The sequence below is a fragment of the Thermorhabdus hydrogeniformans genome (genome assembly GCF_049310025.1).
Lineage (GTDB): Bacteria > Bacillota > Thermosediminibacteria > Thermosediminibacterales > Tepidanaerobacteraceae > JBJYKD01.
Genome location: NZ_JBJYKD010000003.1, coordinates 53,371 through 70,933, shown reverse-complemented (window position 1 = coordinate 70,933; position 17,563 = coordinate 53,371). Strand labels below are relative to the sequence as shown.

At 44.5% G+C, this 17,563-nt stretch carries 17 protein-coding genes, 1 tRNA gene and 1 pseudogene; 5 read left to right on the top strand and 14 right to left on the bottom strand.

The window, feature by feature from the left end; translation table 11 throughout:
- Positions 1 to 99: 99 nt before the first annotated feature.
- The 7 genes from ACKX14_RS02200 to yfmF all read right to left on the bottom strand — a co-directional run bounded on the left by ACKX14_RS02200 (position 100) and on the right by yfmF (position 8,161).
- A complete protein-coding gene (locus ACKX14_RS02200) occupies positions 100 to 1,545 on the bottom strand; it encodes a UDP-N-acetylmuramoyl-L-alanyl-D-glutamate--2,6-diaminopimelate ligase (protein WP_422444214.1) in 1,446 nt (481 codons plus the stop codon).
- Between the two features lie 59 nt (positions 1,546 to 1,604).
- Entirely contained in the window at positions 1,605 to 3,680 is a 2,076-nt protein-coding gene (locus ACKX14_RS02195; RefSeq protein ID WP_422444212.1) for a stage V sporulation protein D, read from the bottom strand.
- A gap of 19 nt (positions 3,681 to 3,699) precedes the next feature.
- Positions 3,700 to 4,062, bottom strand: coding sequence for a cell division protein FtsL (gene ftsL / locus ACKX14_RS02190; RefSeq protein ID WP_422444210.1), 363 nt, complete (start codon positions 4,060 to 4,062; stop codon positions 3,700 to 3,702).
- 13 nt (positions 4,063 to 4,075) lie between these two features.
- Positions 4,076 to 5,026, bottom strand: coding sequence for a 16S rRNA (cytosine(1402)-N(4))-methyltransferase RsmH (gene rsmH, locus ACKX14_RS02185; protein WP_422444208.1), 951 nt, complete (start codon positions 5,024 to 5,026; stop codon positions 4,076 to 4,078).
- Between the two features lie 10 nt (positions 5,027 to 5,036).
- The gene (gene mraZ, locus ACKX14_RS02180; RefSeq protein WP_422444206.1) at positions 5,037 to 5,465 is read right to left on the bottom strand and encodes a division/cell wall cluster transcriptional repressor MraZ; all 429 of its coding nucleotides are present in this window, start codon (positions 5,463 to 5,465) and stop codon (positions 5,037 to 5,039) included.
- Between the two features lie 131 nt (positions 5,466 to 5,596).
- A complete protein-coding gene (gene yfmH / locus ACKX14_RS02175) occupies positions 5,597 to 6,871 on the bottom strand; it encodes an EF-P 5-aminopentanol modification-associated protein YfmH (protein ID WP_422444204.1) in 1,275 nt (424 codons plus the stop codon).
- Between the two features lie 18 nt (positions 6,872 to 6,889).
- Complete coding sequence (yfmF, locus tag ACKX14_RS02170; protein WP_422444202.1) at positions 6,890 to 8,161, bottom strand: EF-P 5-aminopentanol modification-associated protein YfmF; 1,272 nt, start codon at positions 8,159 to 8,161, stop codon at positions 6,890 to 6,892.
- 211 nt (positions 8,162 to 8,372) lie between these two features.
- Here yfmF and ACKX14_RS02165 point away from each other — a divergent pair.
- Positions 8,373 to 8,449: transfer RNA gene (locus ACKX14_RS02165), tRNA-Pro, on the top strand.
- Between the two features lie 86 nt (positions 8,450 to 8,535).
- Positions 8,536 to 9,174, top strand: coding sequence for a hypothetical protein (locus tag ACKX14_RS02160; protein WP_422444200.1), 639 nt, complete (start codon positions 8,536 to 8,538; stop codon positions 9,172 to 9,174).
- A gap of 2 nt (positions 9,175 to 9,176) precedes the next feature.
- Here ACKX14_RS02160 and ACKX14_RS02155 read toward each other — a convergent pair whose 3' ends face one another.
- The 7 genes from ACKX14_RS02155 to scfB form a co-directional block, all read right to left on the bottom strand.
- Complete coding sequence (locus ACKX14_RS02155; RefSeq protein ID WP_422444198.1) at positions 9,177 to 10,835, bottom strand: ABC1 kinase family protein; 1,659 nt, start codon at positions 10,833 to 10,835, stop codon at positions 9,177 to 9,179.
- A 9-nt stretch (positions 10,836 to 10,844) separates the two neighbouring features.
- Complete coding sequence (locus ACKX14_RS02150; protein WP_422444395.1) at positions 10,845 to 12,266, bottom strand: aspartate aminotransferase family protein; 1,422 nt, start codon at positions 12,264 to 12,266, stop codon at positions 10,845 to 10,847.
- A 59-nt stretch (positions 12,267 to 12,325) separates the two neighbouring features.
- Positions 12,326 to 12,496: a 4Fe-4S binding protein gene (locus ACKX14_RS02145; RefSeq protein WP_422444196.1), complete on the bottom strand. Its 171-nt coding sequence runs from the start codon at positions 12,494 to 12,496 to the stop codon at positions 12,326 to 12,328.
- Between the two features lie 99 nt (positions 12,497 to 12,595).
- On the bottom strand, positions 12,596 to 12,787 hold the full coding sequence (locus ACKX14_RS02140) for an aspartyl-phosphate phosphatase Spo0E family protein (RefSeq protein WP_422444194.1): 192 nt from the start codon (positions 12,785 to 12,787) through the stop codon (positions 12,596 to 12,598).
- 192 nt (positions 12,788 to 12,979) lie between these two features.
- A complete protein-coding gene (locus ACKX14_RS02135; protein WP_422444192.1) occupies positions 12,980 to 13,498 on the bottom strand; it encodes an ECF transporter S component in 519 nt (172 codons plus the stop codon).
- 23 nt (positions 13,499 to 13,521) lie between these two features.
- Positions 13,522 to 13,848 carry a YkvA family protein gene (locus ACKX14_RS02130; protein WP_422444190.1) on the bottom strand — a complete coding sequence of 109 codons (327 nt, stop codon included), beginning with the start codon at positions 13,846 to 13,848 and terminating at the stop codon, positions 13,522 to 13,524.
- A 272-nt stretch (positions 13,849 to 14,120) separates the two neighbouring features.
- Positions 14,121 to 15,512, bottom strand: coding sequence for a thioether cross-link-forming SCIFF peptide maturase (scfB, locus tag ACKX14_RS02125; protein WP_422444188.1), 1,392 nt, complete (start codon positions 15,510 to 15,512; stop codon positions 14,121 to 14,123).
- Between the two features lie 328 nt (positions 15,513 to 15,840).
- Between scfB and ACKX14_RS02120 the strand changes: the two genes are divergently transcribed.
- The 3 genes and pseudogenes from ACKX14_RS02120 to folE2 form a co-directional block, all read left to right on the top strand.
- A complete protein-coding gene (locus ACKX14_RS02120; RefSeq protein ID WP_422444186.1) occupies positions 15,841 to 16,107 on the top strand; it encodes an FmdB family zinc ribbon protein in 267 nt (88 codons plus the stop codon).
- A 332-nt stretch (positions 16,108 to 16,439) separates the two neighbouring features.
- A complete protein-coding gene (gene queD, locus ACKX14_RS02115; protein WP_422444184.1) occupies positions 16,440 to 16,817 on the top strand; it encodes a 6-carboxytetrahydropterin synthase QueD in 378 nt (125 codons plus the stop codon).
- A pseudogene (gene folE2, locus ACKX14_RS02110) lies at positions 16,798 to 17,556 on the top strand (GTP cyclohydrolase FolE2); the annotation flags it as partial. The gene queD and the pseudogene folE2, both read left to right, overlap by 20 nt.
- Positions 17,557 to 17,563: the final 7 nt, after the last annotated feature.

The window sequence follows — 17,563 nt, the reverse complement described above, 5'->3', positions numbered from 1 at the left end:
TATCACATTCTGTTACAATTTTCTGTGCGCATCCTGACTCTTGCATGATGTTATTATCCAGATGCGCTGTCGGGGTCTATCATCCTTTTGAATTTCATCTCATGATCCCCTTTTTCTTAAAAACTCTGCTGCCACCTCTTTATCGTCAAAGTGGATAACCTTATCCTTTAATATCTGGTAATTCTCATGCCCCTTTCCGGCTATTAAAACCACATCGTTTTTTTCGGCAATTTCTATGGCCCTTTTGATGGCATCTTTCCTGTCCGGAATTATCTCGTAATTTCCCGCCGTTATTCCCTTCTCTATCTCTCCGATAATGGCCTCCGGATCTTCGCTTCTTGGATTGTCAGAAGTGATTATACAATAATCTGAAAGCTCCGAAGCTATTTTCCCCATTATGGGGCGCTTCTTTTTATCCCTGTCGCCGCCGCAGCCAAAAACCGTTATTATCCTCCCCGTGCAAAAGTTTTTTATGGTTTTTAATACATTTTCCAGGCCGTCGGGCGTATGGGCGTAATCTACTATAACCGTGAAATCCTGCCCACTTTTAACAACTTCGAACCTCCCCGGCACACCTTCCACCTTTTCCAGAGCTTTTGTCATGGTATCCGGAGAAAGCCCCAGGGCGAGTCCGGCGGCTATGGCCGCCAGCGAATTATACACGCTGAATCTGCCTGGAACACGGTAAGAAACCTGCACTCTCCTGCTCCCCACCATCAGGTCGTAAGACACTCCTCCGGCTGTTATTTTTACGTTTTCAGCCTTGAGATCGGCTTTATTTTCGATAGCATATGAGGTTACCGGGATGTCCAGCAGTTTTATCAGTTTTTGCCCGCTTTCATCGTCAGCGTTTATCACTGCTTTTCTTGAAAAGTCGAAGAGCTTCTTTTTTGAATTAAAATAGTCTTCAAAAGTCCTGTGGAAATCCAGATGGTCCTGGGTAAGATTTGTAAAAATGCCCACTTCAAACTCAATGCCGTCCACCCTGGAAAGTTTTAAAGAATGAGACGATACTTCCATAGCTACATATTCGACACCTTCCTCGAGCATTTGACTGAAAAGCTGGTTTAACTCCAGGGATTCGGGGGTGGTCCGTTCCGCCGGAAGTAATTTATTTCCGATCCAGTTTCCTATGGTGCCTATTACTCCGGTTTTAATACCGGCTTCATCCAGCATGGCCTTTACGAGATATGTGGTTGTGGTCTTGCCGTTGGTGCCTGTAACACCGATCAGTTTTAATTTCCTGGCGGGGTAGCCGTAAAACCATGCGGAACTTTGCGCAAGAGCCCGCCGGCTGCTGGCCACCCTGATATAAACGGCGTTTTCCAACTTTAAATCCCTTTCGCCTATCACGGCAACCGCACCTTTTTCCAGGGCCTGGGGAATAAACTCATGTCCGTCGGCGCTCATGCCCTTTATGGCCACAAAAAGTGAACCCTTTCCGGCCTTCCGGGAGTCGTAGACTATAGAAGTTATGTCCGCATTGGTTGAACCGTTTATAGATAAAATTCCTGACAGCTTTGAAACGAGTTCTTTTATTTTCATTGAAATTCCCTTCTTTTACTTTAATATTATCCTCAATATTATCTTCGGAAATTTAGGTTTTATTCCATCTGATCGAACTGCACCTTTACGGTGGTGCCGAGGCCCACTTCAACGCCGGGAGGGGGGGTCTGTTTTACGGCAAACCCGGTGCCGTTTATTTCTATATTCAGCCCGACGGCGTTCAATATGTCGCTGGATTCCTTTACTGTCCTGCCCCTTAAGTCTGGCACCGTTACCGGGTCTTTGTTGGTCCGCGAATCGGACACTTTTAAAATCACCGTGGAATTCTTCTTGACTTCAGCACCCGGTGCCGGGACCTGATCCCACACCACATAGCCGTCGCCTTCCACCCGCGCTAAAAGCCCATTTTGCTCCAGGATTTTTTTGGCGTCTTCCACGAAGAGGTTCCTGGTATCGGGCACCTTGACCGTAAGGCCGTCTTCTTCCGGCGGCATTTCGGGCTTAATTCCAATATAATTTAAAGAGTCCGCCATGACCTTTTTAAATATCGGGCCGGCAATCTGCCCGCCGTATATGGTCCCGCCCATGGGCTCATCGATGATCACCAGTGCGGCGAGCCTGGGGTCGTCGGCGGGGGCAAACCCTACAAAAGAAGCCACGTACTTACCTGCGGCGTATTTTTCAGCCGTGCCGGTCTTCCCCGCCACTTTATAGCCTTCAATCTTTGCCCGACCGCCGGTGCCGTTGGTAACAACACTTTCCAGGATTTTCTTCATTTCCTGTGCGGTTTCATGCGAAATGACCTGCCTTACCGCATTGGGCGTAAATTCATGAATCACCTTGCCGTTTTTATCCAGGATGGCCTTTGCCACGTGAGGCTGTATGAGCTTGCCGTCGTTTGCCACCGCTGATACCGCCGCTATCAATTGAATCGGCGTCACGGAAATGCCCTGCCCGAATGAGATTGTGGCCAGTTCCACAGGGCCTATTTTTGAAGGATCAAAGATTCCCCGGGCTTCCCCCGGCAAATCAATGCCGGTGGTATCTCCAAAACCAAACCCCCTAATATACTTTACGAATCTGTCTTTGCCCAGTTTCATACCTACTTCTACAAAACCCGGATTGCACGAATTTTCTACTACCTGGACAAACGTTTGGCTGCCGTGGCCTCCATGGCGCCAGCAACCGATCCTGACCCCCGACACGATTATGTACCCGGGATCGAAAAATTTATCGTCGGGCCGAACTACGCCTTCTTCAAGACCGGCGGACGCTGTTATTATCTTAAAAGTCGACCCCGGTTCATACACATCCGAGACAGCACTGTTCCGCCACAATTTCGGCGGATACTTTTTAAAATCATTTGGATCATAGTCCGGTTTGTTTGCCATGGCCAGTATTTCTCCGGTCCTGGGGTCCATAACTATGATGGTGCCTCTTTTTGCTCCATGTTCTACCAGGGCCTTTTCCAGTTCCCTTTCGGCAATATGCTGTATAACCTTGTCGATGGTCAGCTGAAGGTTAAGCCCATCTTCCGGAGGTATGTACTTTTCTACCCCAAAGGGAAGTTTTCTACTCAAGGCATCCGTTTCCGATACGATCCTGCCGGGAACACCCCTCAAATACTTATCATAAATCAATTCCACGCCGTCGAGACCCTGGCTGTCAATGCCCGTAAATCCAAGGACATGGGATGCCAGATTTCGCTCTGGATAAAATCTCTTGGTTTCCTTTGTAAAATAAATTCCCTTCAGGTTTAATTTTCGAACCGCTTCGGATTCCTCGTCGCTTATCTTGCGTTTTATAAAAATGGTGGCTTTTTTCTTGCTTTTGGCCTCCGAAATGACCTGAATTAAACTTTCTTTATCCATGTTTAAGGCCGTCGATAAAAGCGTGGCCGTCTTTTCAATATCTTTGATATCCTGGGGGCTAGCCACAACTGAATCTACTGTGGCACTAATGGCCAGGGGGTTTCCGTTCCTATCATATATGGTGCCTCTTTTCGGTTCCACCGGAATATCCTTTGTCCACTGGTCCAGCGCCCTCTCCCTCAATTCATCGCTCCGGACAAACTGTATCCAGAAAACCCTCCCCATTAAGCTGAAGCTCAATATTAATGAAAATAAAAGGAGTATTACTAACCTCCTTTTAATGACCTTTACTGGGACCGACATCTAAATCCCCCGCATAACTTTAATTCTCGTTGAGATAAACGATCTGATGGCTGTCCGGTTCTATCATATTCAATTTGTTTTTGGCAATATCCTCAATCCTGGCTACAGATTTTAGATTGGCCACTTCTACCTTGAGCCTTTGGTTTTGCTCTTCTATGTTTTTGAGCTCATTTTTCAGCTTTTCTATCCTGTACTGGCTTTCGGTTATCATGGAAAACCTTGAAAGCAGTATTATGGCCATCAAAGCCACCAGTGCCAGAACCAGAATATAACGGCCTTTTTTGTGCGGACGAACCTTTTCCCTGTGTACAGGTTTTTCATATGTTTGCAATGTTTCACGGTACAATCTGCGCCTTTCTATATCTCTTTCAGCTAATACCACTTTATTCACCCCTTCAGCGTTTTAGAACCGGTAGCTTTTCCGCTGCCCTTAATTTGGCGCTGCGAGCCCGAAGATTCTTCTGTATCTCTTCTTTTGAAGGATAAACGGGCTTTGATGTTAAAATTTTCAGGACCTTCCGTTTATTGCATGTGCATATGGGGACATCCTTTGGACATATGCAGTCCGTTGCCAGTTCTTTAAAAGTATTTTTTACGATTCTGTCTTCAAGGGAATGGAAAGTAATGACGCAAATCCTTCCGCCGGGGTTCAGCAGCCCGGCAGCATCAATTATGCTGGAGCGCAGAAGATTAAGCTCATCATTTACATAAATTCTGAGAGCCTGGAAAGTTCTCCTGGCGGGATGGGGCCCTTTACGCCTGGCCCTCGCCGGGATGGCATCCTTGATGATTTCCACAAGCTGCCCCGTAGTCTCTATTATTTCTTTTTTTCGCCTCTCGCAAATGAATTCCGCTATTCGACCTGCCCAGGGTTCTTCCCCATATTCCCGTATGATCTTTTTTAATTCTTTCTGTGGCATTTGATTTATCACATCTTTAGCGGTTGTTGTTAAACGCCTGTCCATCCTCATATCAAGAGGAGCGTCTTTCATATATGAAAAGCCACGGGACTCCTCATCCAGTTGATGAGAAGATACGCCCAGGTCGAAAATGATTCCATCGATGCCCTCTATTCCCAGGTCTTTGATTATATTATTCAAGTTTTTGAAATTATCGTGGACAAATTTTACATTGCCCGCATGGTCGGAGAACTGCTTGTAAGCGTTCAAAATGGCATCCTCGTCTTGATCGATTCCTATAACAAGCCCGGAATTACCTATTTTTTCCAAAATTTTCTTGAAGTGCCCTCCACCGCCCAGTGTGGCGTCAATATAAACTCCACCCGGCTTCGGGGCCAGGATGTCTATCGATTCGTTTAGAAGCACCGATTCATGATAATAAGCCATACGCCTTCACCTAAATACCTAAATCGAGTTTTTCGGCTATTTCCTCATAAGATACCGCGGCTTCTCTGCTGTATGCCTCCCATTCCTCCTGGCTCCATATTTCAGCCCTGTTTGAAACCCCTATGATGACCACATCTTTATCTATGCGTGCATGTTCTCGGAGCGGGGGCGGTATAAGAATCCTCCCCTGTCTGTCTATTTCGGTTTCTACTGCGCCAGAAAAAAAGAATCTTATAAACGCCCTGGCGTCTTTTTGGGTAAAAGGGAGGGTTTTTAATTTTTGTTCCAGCATTGCCCATTCATCTTTAGGATATACAAACAGGCAGCGATCCAAACCCTTTGTCAGGATGAAACTATCTCCCAGGAGCTCTCTGAATTTGGATGGAATTATCAGCCGTCCCTTCGAATCAAGGGAATGCTGGAACTGTCCCATGAACATTTTTTTCACTCCACTTTAGTACTCTATAACCCACTTTCCACCACTTTATACCACTTAAACTATTCTAGGAATATTTTAAAATTCCTTCCAGCGAAATAAAAAATTTAAAAAAAAATGATGGAAAAAATCCATCATTTTTTCGGCATAACCACAGAAACTGCATGTCTTGAAAAGTCGAAAAAGTCATGGAGTCTCCGGGTCACATCGTTTAGGGTTATCTCCTGTAAAGCTTTTATATAATCGAACAGGTTGATTTTTTTGTGATAATAAGTGACAAAAGATGTGGCTATAAATTCAAGGGAATTAAACCCCTGTATAAAATCGCCTAAAAATTTTTTCTTAACCCTGGCCAGGTCTTCCGGTGCTAAGCCATTCTCCTTGCTTGAAGAAATGCTGTCCAAAATTTCGTGATGGAGCCTTTCCGGGTCTCTCGTCTCTCCCCCTATGGTGCAAAAACCGTAATCCTTTTGACCCTCAAAACTGAAGCTGAACCTGTCGTCGATGAGCCCTTCTTCATACAGATGCTCGTACAGTTGGGAGCTTTTTCCCAGCAGGATTTCCAGCAATATGGCCGTGGTTATTTCCTTTTTTAAAAGATCATAGCCGTCGTATCCCACATCGACGTCCTTGAATCCCATTAAAAACAAGGGCTCGGCCACATCGAGATTTACTCCTGCGGAAGGCATGTTTATGGTATCCGGTTCCTCGGGATAAAACCTCTTTATTTCGGCTTGAGGAGCCAAATTTTTTTCTTTCTCATGTTCATCCACCAGGTTAAAGACATCTTCCGGCTCCGCACACCCCGTGACAAACAGCAGCATGTTGCTGGGATGGTAAAAGGTGTTATAACATTTGTAAAGAGTTTCCACATCGATCTTCTGAATGGAATCAACGGTTCCACCGATATCTATTCGCACGGGGTGGTTATGGTACAGACAACGTAACAAATTTAAAAGCACCTGCCATTCGGGGTCGTCTTCATACATCCGAAGTTCCTGCGTTATAATGCCTTTTTCCTTTTCTACGTTCTCCTTTGTAAAATAAGGCGTATCTACAAATTCCAGCAAAAGTTTTAAATTCTGTTTAAAATTCGAAGTGGCGGAAAAAAGATATGTCGTACTGGTATAGTTTGTAAAAGCATTAGAGGATGTTCCGAGTTCGGCGAACTTGTCAAACACGTTACCGTATTCCATTTCAAACATTTTATGTTCGAGAAAATGTGCAATGCCTTCGGGCACCTTTAAGTGTTCCCCGGTAGCCGGCACAATGAACTCGCTGTCGATAGAGCCGTAATGAGTGGAATAAAGAGCAAAAACCTTGCTGAAATTCTTTTTGGGCAGAACATACGTCCAGAGGCCGTTTCTTGATCGCCTTGAAAAAAGTTTTTCTCCTAAAAATAAATCCATTCAAATCCACCTTTCAGCTTACTTTTTGTTTAAGAAAAACACAGTGTCAAGTTTGACTTTTTGGGCCACTTTAACCACATCTTCTTTTTTTACCTCAAGAATTTTTTTGATAATATCTTCCGCCGACTCCCTGATGCCGTTGATGATGCCGTCCAGATACAGGCTTATTATCATAGCCGGGCTGTCGGTGGCTTCTCTCAACGAATTTATAAGGGTTTTCCTGGTGCTCTCAAATTCGTAATCCGTAATCTCGCCGCGCTTTATATCTTCCAGTTGCCTGTTTATGATTTCAATGGCCCTCTCAAGGTTCGCAAATTCTATGCCGCAGCTGATAAGCATCAATCCCTTGGTCTTTTCCAGTTTTGAAAAGGCGTAATAGGCAAGGCTGGCCTTCTCCCTCACATTTTGAAAAAGTTTTGAATGAGGTCCCCCTCCCAGGATACCGTTATAGACCATCAGGGCGTAGAAATCTTCATCTCCGTACCTCGTGTTGGTCCTGAATCCCATTGAAAGTTTGCCCTGGTTTACATCCTGTTTTTCCTCCACAAATCTCTCTTTTGAAATTTCTTTTTCAGCCGACACCGCTTTGACAGGCAGTTCATCCCCGCGTTCAAAAGAAAATATTTTGTCAAATTTTTCGTAGATTTCTTCCTCCCGGACATCTCCCAGCACGAAAATATCTATGGGACAATGCCGCAGGCAGTAGCGATAGTATTCATAGAGGTTCCGGTTATCAATGGCTTCAAGGTCTTCTATATTCCCGTACTTGTATACGCTGAATGGTTCGTCTTTACACATTTCCTGGAAACAGCGTTCTATGGAATAATTCAATTTATCATTATAGAGAGACTCTATATTTCTTCTCAGAACATCTTTTTCCTGTTCCACATAGTCTTTTTTGAACCCATCATCTTCAATTAAAGGGTTGAGCACCATTTCTTTAAAAGCATAAAGGCCTCTGTCCAGGACATCCTCTCCAGCACTTAAAAATCCCGGATTTACCATCTCCATGAAAAACTGCAGGATGTGGGTTTCTCCTCTCTTTAAAATGTCCCCTCCCATGTCGGCGCCATAAAGGCTTTCAAGATACAGGCTCAATTTCCTGGAAGTAGGAAAACTCTGGGTTCCCCTTTTTAAAACAAAGGGCAGCAGCGCCGTCCTGGTCGCTAAGTTTTTCCTTAGATTCTGATGAACAAAAAGACAAAAAGTTGTGGTTTTGAATTTCTCGGTAGAATGAGTATAGAAATTAATGCCGTTGGACAAAACTCTTTGTGTGAAAAAATTACTCAAAACCAATACCTCCTTGTATTTAATAGCAGCTAATTTAATTCTATTTCCATTAAAAAATTCCTGCAAAAAAATGTCGAGCATCATAAAAACTGTTGATTTCGCTGTTTCTTTTTTATGTTACCCCCTGTCAATTTCTGTATGCGAAAAAATTGTGTCAAGGTGCAAAAAAAAAATTGAAATCGCGGGTGATTTATAGTATAATATCTTATGTCGGGGCGTAGCGCAGTTTGGCAGCGCGTTCGGTTCGGGTCCGAAAGGTCGTGGGTTCAAATCCCGCCGCCCCGACCATTTTTTATAAAACTTTCCATAAACCGCTTTCCGCAAGGCGGTTTTTTTATTTCTAAATTGCCATAATAGCCTTAGGGGTTGATTCAATGGTGCAAATAGACGACGCCGGTAGCGGAAGCCTTGTGGGAGGTACCTGCATCGGCCTGTACTATGATAAAAAAAGATTCTTTAAATTTGATTTTATTCCGTTGTCTCTCTATACCCCGGATAATTTCAAAAAAAAGTTGTATCAAAAACACGTCGTAAAAATAATAGATAATTTTTTTCGCGAACTGTCCATACCCTGTGACGAACCCATTGAAGTATGCCGGGGATATATCTTTGACGATCTGAGAGATTATCTTACAATGAAAAAATACAAGTGGAAAAACGCCAAGATTGAAGGCGTCCTGCAGGAAAAGGTGGAAGAGACATTTGCCGACTACGCCGTATCCCTGGGGCTGCCCCAAAGTTACGTATCTTATACCAAATATCCCTTTCACTTTCACAAATTGCTTCGCTGGGTGTACGCCGATTATGAAAAAAGGAAAAATCTGTGCAAGACCGGCTGGAAAAGCTGGCAAAAATACGGTAATCTACCGGTGGACATTTTCGATGGTTATTTATATAAGGGGGGATATTTTTGTCTTAAATGCGGCAGGAAAATAGACCCAGAAAGCCGGGTGAAGATTCTCAGATTTTTCAGCAACAAAGAAAATCTGCTGTACCTGCACCTGGAATGTTAAAGTCAGAGCCTTCCTGACCTCATTATGGATATCAGGAGCCAGAATCCCAGAAACCCGGCTATAACAAAACCCAATTCGGCCAGCGGGATTTTCATAAAAAGCCTGCGACTCTGATTTGCCATCATGGACGAGCCTATGATGAGGCTCGCGACAATTATACTGAAGGCCAGGCGGTTGCTTATGATATCCAGCCTGCTGATGAGCCGATCCAATTTTTCATGCTTTAAGATGAGTTCCAGTTCCCCGCGCTCCAGCATCTCAAGTACTTTTAAAGAATGACGGGGAAGCCCCCATCCGTAGTCTTTCAGCTTTTCGATGGATCGTGCTATGCCGTTCTTCAGCCCTTTGATAGAATAGGTTTCCCTCAAGATTTCATTTACATAAGGTCTGGCAAGTTCAACCATATTGACATCGGGAGCCAGAGCCGCCAAAATCCCTTCCAGTGTTATTAGCGTTTTCGCCAGAATCACTATTTCAGAAGGCACTTTTACCTGGTACTTGCGCGCCAGCTGCAACATCAAGGTCATGGTTTCACCGATGCGTATTTCTTCGATGGGCGCGTCGTAGTATTTCAAAATCATACGGGATATGTCCTTTTTCAATTCATCCACATTAACTTTTTTTTGCGCTATCCCCATCTCAAGAAGCGCGTCGGCTACGGCATCTACATCCTTCCGGATGACCGCAAACACCAGCCTGGTCCCCAGAGCTTTCATTTCGTCGCTCAGGACTCCAACCATACCAAAGTCCAGGAATCCTATCCTGCCGTCCTTTAATACCAGGATATTGCCGGGATGTGGATCCGCATGAAAAAAGCCAAACTGCAGGATCTGTTTAAAGTAGCTTCTTACGAGAGTTTCGGCAATGTTTTTTCTATCAAAGTCGTATTCTAAAGCGGCATTTACCTCGGAGATCTTTACACCCTCCAGGTACTCCATCGTCAATACCTTTGAAGTGGTCCACTCCCAGAAAACTTCGGGGATATAAATTTCTCTTGATCCCGCGAAGTATTTCCTGAGCCTTTCGGCGTTTCTTCCCTCCCTGGCAAAATCCATTTCTCTTCTTAATGTATCGGCAAATTCTTCCACCATGTCGACTATTCCGTAAGTTCGGGCCCATTCCGTTCGGTGCTCCAGAAATCCGGCCAGGTCTAATAGAATTTCCAGGTCTTTCTCAACAATTTTTTCAATGTCAGGCCTTTTTACTTTGACTATTGCTTCGCGGCCGTTCTTTAAAGTGGCCTTATAAACCTGACCGATAGAAGCGGCAGCTATGGGTTCTTCGGAAAGGCTGTCAAAGATTTCGCCAGGTGGTTTACCCAGTTCTTCCGAAATTATCTGCCTGGCCTCCTGGCTGCCAAAGGGTTTTACTTCATCCTGGAGTTTTTCCAATTCCTCCAGGATGTCTTCGGGCAGCAGGTCTTTCCGCGTGCTCAGCATCTGGCCCAGCTTTATAAAAGTGGGCCCCAGTTCCTCCAGGGTCTTTCTGACTCTTAAGCCAACCGGCAGTTTTGCATCAATTCTGTCGTCCTTTATCCTCTTCAGCGGCAAATAATCAAAGAGACCTGTGCGGTCTATAATATAGCCGAATCCGTGCTTTATAAACACATTGGCTATTTCCCGGGTGCGGCGAAGGTTTTTATAGCGCGAATAAATTGGCATGTTTTTCACCTATCTTGAAAAAAGTGAACCTGCTGCCGTTTTGACTGTACTTAAAGTAAGGTTGAAAAGACTTTTATTTTTCCTGAATATTTCTTCCAGAGCGCCCAGCATTATGTCTATATCCTCCCTCTCTATGACAAGAGGGGGTTCGAGGCGGATGACATTGGGATTGTTTAATGTATACGCCGTTATTATCCGATGATTGTTTAACAGTTCTCCCGCCACCATGGCTCCCGCAAATTCTCTGTAAAATTTACTCACGACACCACCCGTCACTCTGTTTAAAAGGCTGCCGCCTCCCGTCTCAAATTCAATGCCAACCATCAAACCCCGCCCGCGGACATCCTTTATTATATTGAAACGTTCTTTAAGCGCCTTTAAACCCGAAAGCATGTAATCTCCAAGCTCTTTCGCCCTTTGAGGCAGGTTGTTTTCCACTATGGCGTTGATGGCCGCTATGCCGGCGGCGCATGCGAAGGTGTTCCCGCCGAAAGTCGATGTGTGTAACAGGCATTTTTCCATGCCTCCAAATGCCCTGTCCCACACACTTTCCGTGGTGATGAAAGCGCCGATTGGCATGACCCCGCCACCCAGAGACTTTGCCACGCACATTATGTCAGGGACCACTTCTTCCTCTTCGCAGGCGAACAGCCTTCCGGTTCGCCCAAAGCCGGTCTGAATCTCGTCGATAATTAAAAGCGCATCATGGCGACTGCAAAGCTCCCTGGCGCCTTTTAAGTACCCCGGGGGCGGTACTATAACCCCCCCCTCACCCTGAATGGGCTCAACAATAAAGGCCGCCACATCTCCTGTCTTTAATTTTTCCTCCAGGGCTGAAAGATCCCCGTAAGGCACCTTTTCAAATGCGGGGACCAGCGGCAAAAAAGGAGCCTGATACTTTTCCCGGCCGGTGGCGGATAAAGATCCCATCGACTTGCCGTGGAAAGACCCCTCGCAGGATATTATTTTCTGCTTTCCCGTAGCAGCCCTGGCGGCCTTTAGAGCACCTTCCACCGCCTCGGTGCCGCTGTTGCAAAAAAAACTATGTTTCAGGCCGCCCGGGGTTATCCGGGCGAGATTGTGCCCCAGCACCGCCGCATATGTACTCAGAGAAGCCTGAAGCAGGTTGGGCCGTTCTTTTACCTTTTCCAGCGCCTCCAGTATTTCCGGCGGGTTATGGCCCAGGTTGAGGGCGCCATAGGCCCCCAAAAAATCCACATACTTTTTTCCGTCGGAATCCCATACGTGACATCCTTCGGCCTTTACGAAATACTTGTCGAAGTTCAAAAGGCCCATCATAGAAGCAAGCCCTGGGTTAACGTATTCGGAATACAACTTCCTAATATCGCTCCGGGAGAGTTTATCCACATCCTCCAATTTGTAAAGCAATTGAGGGCACCTCGCTTTCACTTTTCTAAATAAATTATATATGAGCGGCAAAAGCCTGTCAAAAAATGTTTTTAAAAAAGCCCTTGTAAAACAAGGACTTTTTACTCTTCGGGAGAAATGGCTGTAACCGGGCACACATCGGCGCAAGCACCGCATTCTATGCACTTTTCGGGGTCTATTTTGTAAATCTCGCCCTCGCTAATGGCGTCGGTGGGGCATTCGGGTTCGCACGAACCGCAGGCTATACATTCACGGTTTATCACATAAGCCATTTTATAACCTCCAGTCAATATATCAATATAATCTTACTATGTTTAGTTTTTCAAAAGGCGGGGGCAATATTCACCTTTGTGATGTAAAACAAAAAACCGCTAAACGCGGTTTTTCTTTAAATAATTCTTTTTGCAAGATGTGATCTGGTACTCAAAAATAAGCTTATCCAGTTTGACGCTCAGCATATAAACTTCGCGGTTATTCAAATTTTGGTTAACCTCCAGTCTGCTGTTCAACTCCTTTTTCAAAGCATTTATCTCGTGGGATAAACGGTGTAGAAACTGTGTCATTGTATTGCTCCTTTGCAGCTTTAATTCGAAAAAGATTTTATCACAGCACATCGGCAACTTCAAACATATTTTTTACCTGTTTATCCCATCTGCTTCATTAAAATTGATAATCCTACTTTTTATGAGGTGATATCCCATTTTTACTTAAAGTTATAACTATATTTTGAAAAAAATGTCGCATTTTGTAAGAATTTACAATTTATGTATTCTGTTTTTTACTTTCCCCAGTTTTGGCGCCACGTCAATGGAATTCAGTGCCGAAATTACGATCATCGCCAGCGCACCGCCAATAAGGGCCGTTACAAGCTGCGGCAATTGCAGAGCAGAAGCTATGGCAGGATTTAATTGCAGCAGAAACCTTGTCGACACGTAAAGAATCAAAAATTTTACCACAGAAGCACATAAAACGGCGACATAGGAGTTGAAGGTATTTAATAGTGAAAAACCGACCACCAGCAACGCATTCCCCAGCATTATGAAAGGAACGGCGGGAGCCAGGGCCGGTTTTAATATGCCCGTAAGAAGAGCAATCCACGGTGTAACGGCGCCGATAAATATTCCCGCCGGCCAGCCAACGGCATAAGCGGATATATATAAAACCGCATTTACCAAGGGACCGGTAACGAATTGCCCCAGCTTTATTCCCTGAAAGGCCACGGTTAACGCCAGCAGCAATGCAGTCCGGGTAATCAATTTGATTTTATCATTCACTTAATATCCCTCCTGTAAAAAAATCATTTTTTTCTTTCATCCACTATCTCATAATCCACATCGATAGTTGTTGAATCTTTTTCCCGTGATTTATTATTAGTAATTCTCTCGTTTTCATAGTATCTCGCAAGTCTGTTTTCCATAAAAGATAGTATAAGAAGAATGATGGCGATGTCGTCAATCGCTCCAACGCCAAAGATGGGGTCGGGAACAATATCTATCGGCGAAATGAGGTACAAAAGCGAAAATATTATCCATATTTTCCCTGAAAGCGGCACTTTGGGATCAAGAACATATTTCAGTGCTATCCATACCTCTTTCAACAAACCAGGCAATTTTACCCTGCCCATAGGTTCACCCCTTGAACACATCTTGCCCCTTTTCTGTTACGGCCCTCATCTCAGTGCGGCGTTCACTATTCGTTTTTCAACGGCCGGAACCATAAACCAAACGCCTGAGATGCGCATAACAGAATGGCGCTAGAAAACGACCCGGAAAAATTTAAAAAGAGCTGCACCAATACGTTACCCGCAAGGCTTTCAGGCTATAAACAATCAATAAACCAACTTAAGTATATCATCCCGAAAACGGAATTACAATGACGTAATGCGCAGGGGACCGGTTAACACATGATGTTCATTGGTTTTTTTCCGGCTTCCCCCCGCTTTATGCCCAGATAAATGGCGTATTCGATTCTCTTTTTTTGCAGCTTGCATGTCATTTCATACGGAATGTTCATATCGCCGTTCATCAAATAGTTGTTGGCATTGCATCCACCGCTGCATAAGAACCTGGCCCAGCAATCGGTACATTTCTGTTTTGAAAATACATGAGTATTTTTAAAGCACTCGATAACCCTTTCGTCGAGTATTTTTTCAAACACATTTCCCATGGCAAACTCCTCCTGCCCAACGAACTGGTGACAGGGGTAGATTTCTCCTCCGGGAGTAACGGCCAGGTATTCCCTTCCGGCTCCACAGGCGGAAAGTCTTTTGTATATACAAGGTCCATGATAAATGTCTATATTAAAGTGATAGAACCTGAAAGATTTTCTGCCGTCCCCTCTATTTAATAATTCTTCCGCGATTCTCTCATACTGCCGGTAAACAGCCCCGGCATCCTCGTCCTTTAAAAGGTATTCCCCTTGCCTTCCCACCACCGGCTCTATGGAAATTTCTTTAAATCCCAGGTCGGCCAGATGAAATACATCCTCTGAAAAATCCAGATTGTAGCGGGTAAAAGTCCCCCTCACGTAATAGTCTTTATGGTCTCTTTCCCTGAGGGCCGCGAGCTTTTTGATGTTCGGCACAATTTTATCATAAGTGCCGGAACCATCGGTTCCCACTCTCATAAAGTCATTGACTTCCTTACGTCCGTCCATGCTCAGGACTATATTGTCCATGTTTTCATGAAGATACTCTATTATTTCGTCGTTTAAAAGTGTGGCGTTGGTCGTGACGGTAAAATGAAATACTTTGCCCTGAGTTTTTCCCAGATTTCTCGCGTAAGAGACAACCTCCCTTATAGTATCGAAAGCCATCAGCGGCTCACCGCCAAAAAAATCAATTTCAAGATTTTTCAGATCGCCCGAACGTTCCACCAAAAAATCCACGGCCTTTCTTCCAACTTCCGCGGTCATCAATCCTCTCTTTCCCCGGTAATCCCCCCTGGACGCAAAACAATACCTGCACCTGAGATTGCAGTCATGGGCCACGTTGAGGCAAAGGGCTTTAACGTTCTGCCTGTTTTTAAGTGAGTTTAAGGCAAAAGAAAAATCCTCATCGGAAAAAAGAAGATTTTGTTCCTTTAAGCGGTCAAGTTCAGCCATCGCTTCTATAATGTCTTGCTCGGGGTATCTTTTGCCAAGAACCCGGACGGCTTCTTCGGCTGGCTTTTCCGGGTAATGATCCAGCAATTCATAGAAAAGATCGTCCACTTCCATTACCGTGCCGCTGTTGACGTCGAGGACAAGATTTTTGTCAAATACTCGGAATTTATGTACCTGGCAGGCCAAAATATATCCTCTCCCATTTTTTTAATTTTCTGCGGTTTAAAGTGTAGCAAGTCATTTACCGCACACTAAATTATGCCCTTGAAGTCGGAGCATATAACGGCAGCACTCATTTTACCACAAATCTTCCTTCGAATAAATAGCTCCAGCCAAACTTCATCCAAAAATAACTTCACCCAAAACCGCCCGTCTTAAAACAAACATAAATGAACCGTTATTGAAAGACATAAACTTACCATGCATTATACCGGTTGCTCTCCGGCCCTTGACAAAATGTAAAAATCGGTGTATAAAAAATTTTATGAAACACAAAAAAACGGAGGGATATGCTATGCCTGTTTACGAGTACAGATGCAGTAAATGCGGGGATTTTGAAAAGGAACAGTCGATAAAAGACGATCCTTTAAAAACATGTCCCACCTGCGGCGGGCCGGTCAAGCGTCTGATAAGCCATAACGTGGGACTGGTCTTTAAAGGTTCAGGTTTTCATATAACCGACTATGTCCACAAGGATGAAAAGAAACAATCTAAAACTGCTTCAGAAGGTGAAAATGCAAACAAGGACAGCGATTTTAAAGCCGAAAAGAAAGCCAGTTAACAGCTGACTCCGCTAAACTTCAACAAGATGATGGCGCACCAAAGCGCCTTTTTATTTTGTTCGTTCTGAACGGCTTTACTGAAAAGCTATTATTCCTTCTTTTTCAGCCCCAAATTGCTGAATAATTTGGATATATATACGGTGATAACATCTTAATTAGAATTCGCAGTAAGGGGATGGGAAAGCAGTCGATATCCCCTGTGTAACATATTGCGCGCCCCAGAATTGGAACTTTATCTTTTTCTGACTTGCTGTTATAATGAAAAAAAAACAACCTGACTTGTTCGGATGGAGGCCTCCCGGAAAAAACAGGAAAGAAAGGGGCGCTGAGATTGTTTTTAATAAGGGAATTTAAGTTCGATGCCGCTCATAACCTTGTAAAATATCACGGCAAGTGCGAACAGCTCCACGGTCACACCTACAGGCTGGTGGTTACCCTGACGGGCAGCCCGAACCATGAGGGCATGATAATGGATTTTGCAGAGTTAAAAAAGGTTGTCGAAGAAAACGTTCTAAAATATCTCGACCATTCCTATATAAACCAGATAATATCGCAGCCTACGGCGGAATACATAGCAATATGGATTTGGGAACGATTGAAGGATAGCGTAAAAAGAAAAAACTGCCGGCTTTATGAGATACAGGTGTGGGAGACGGAAAAATGCGGGGTTATTTACAGAGGTGAACGAATTGAAGGATGTACAGAGTGAAAGAGACGAAAGGATGGTCCCCCTCAAGAAGGTGGGCGTAAAAAACATTGAATGGCCCTTGAAGATACTTTCCCGGCAAAAGGGTTACCAGTACACCGTGGCCAAAATGAGCCTTTCGGTGAATTTGAAACACGACCTCAGAGGCACGCATATGAGCAGGTTTATCGAAGTATTAAATAATTTCGAAATGCTGCATCCCAAGGCCCTGGAGGATGTTCTCACTCATATGAAAGAAAGGCTCGAGGCCGAAAGCAGTCATATAGAAATAACCATGCCTTATTTTATTTGGAAGGCTTCTCCGGTTTCCGGAAGCACCTCTCCCTTTAAGATTGAAGCCATAATAAAGGCGGAGAAAGGGACGCATTCTTCCATAACCATGGGTGTGAAAGTCCCGGTGCACACCCTTTGCCCGTGTTCAAAAGAGATAAGCGAAGCCGGTGCCCATAACCAGAGGGCCATAGTGGAGATACAGGTAAGATCTAAGAAAATGATATGGTTTGAGTATCTCGTTGAAATCGCTGAAAAAAGCGCCAGTTGCCCCATATATACGCTGCTGAAAAGGCCCGATGAGAAGTTCGTTACCGAAACCGCCTACAGGAATCCAAGGTTTGTGGAAGATGTAACCAGGGATGTTGCTCTGGAGCTTGAAAAAGATAACAGGATAGAATGGTACAGGGTGGAAGTCACCAGTTTTGAAAGCATTCACAATCATGAAGCATTTGCATGTGTTGAAAAGGGGTGTTTGG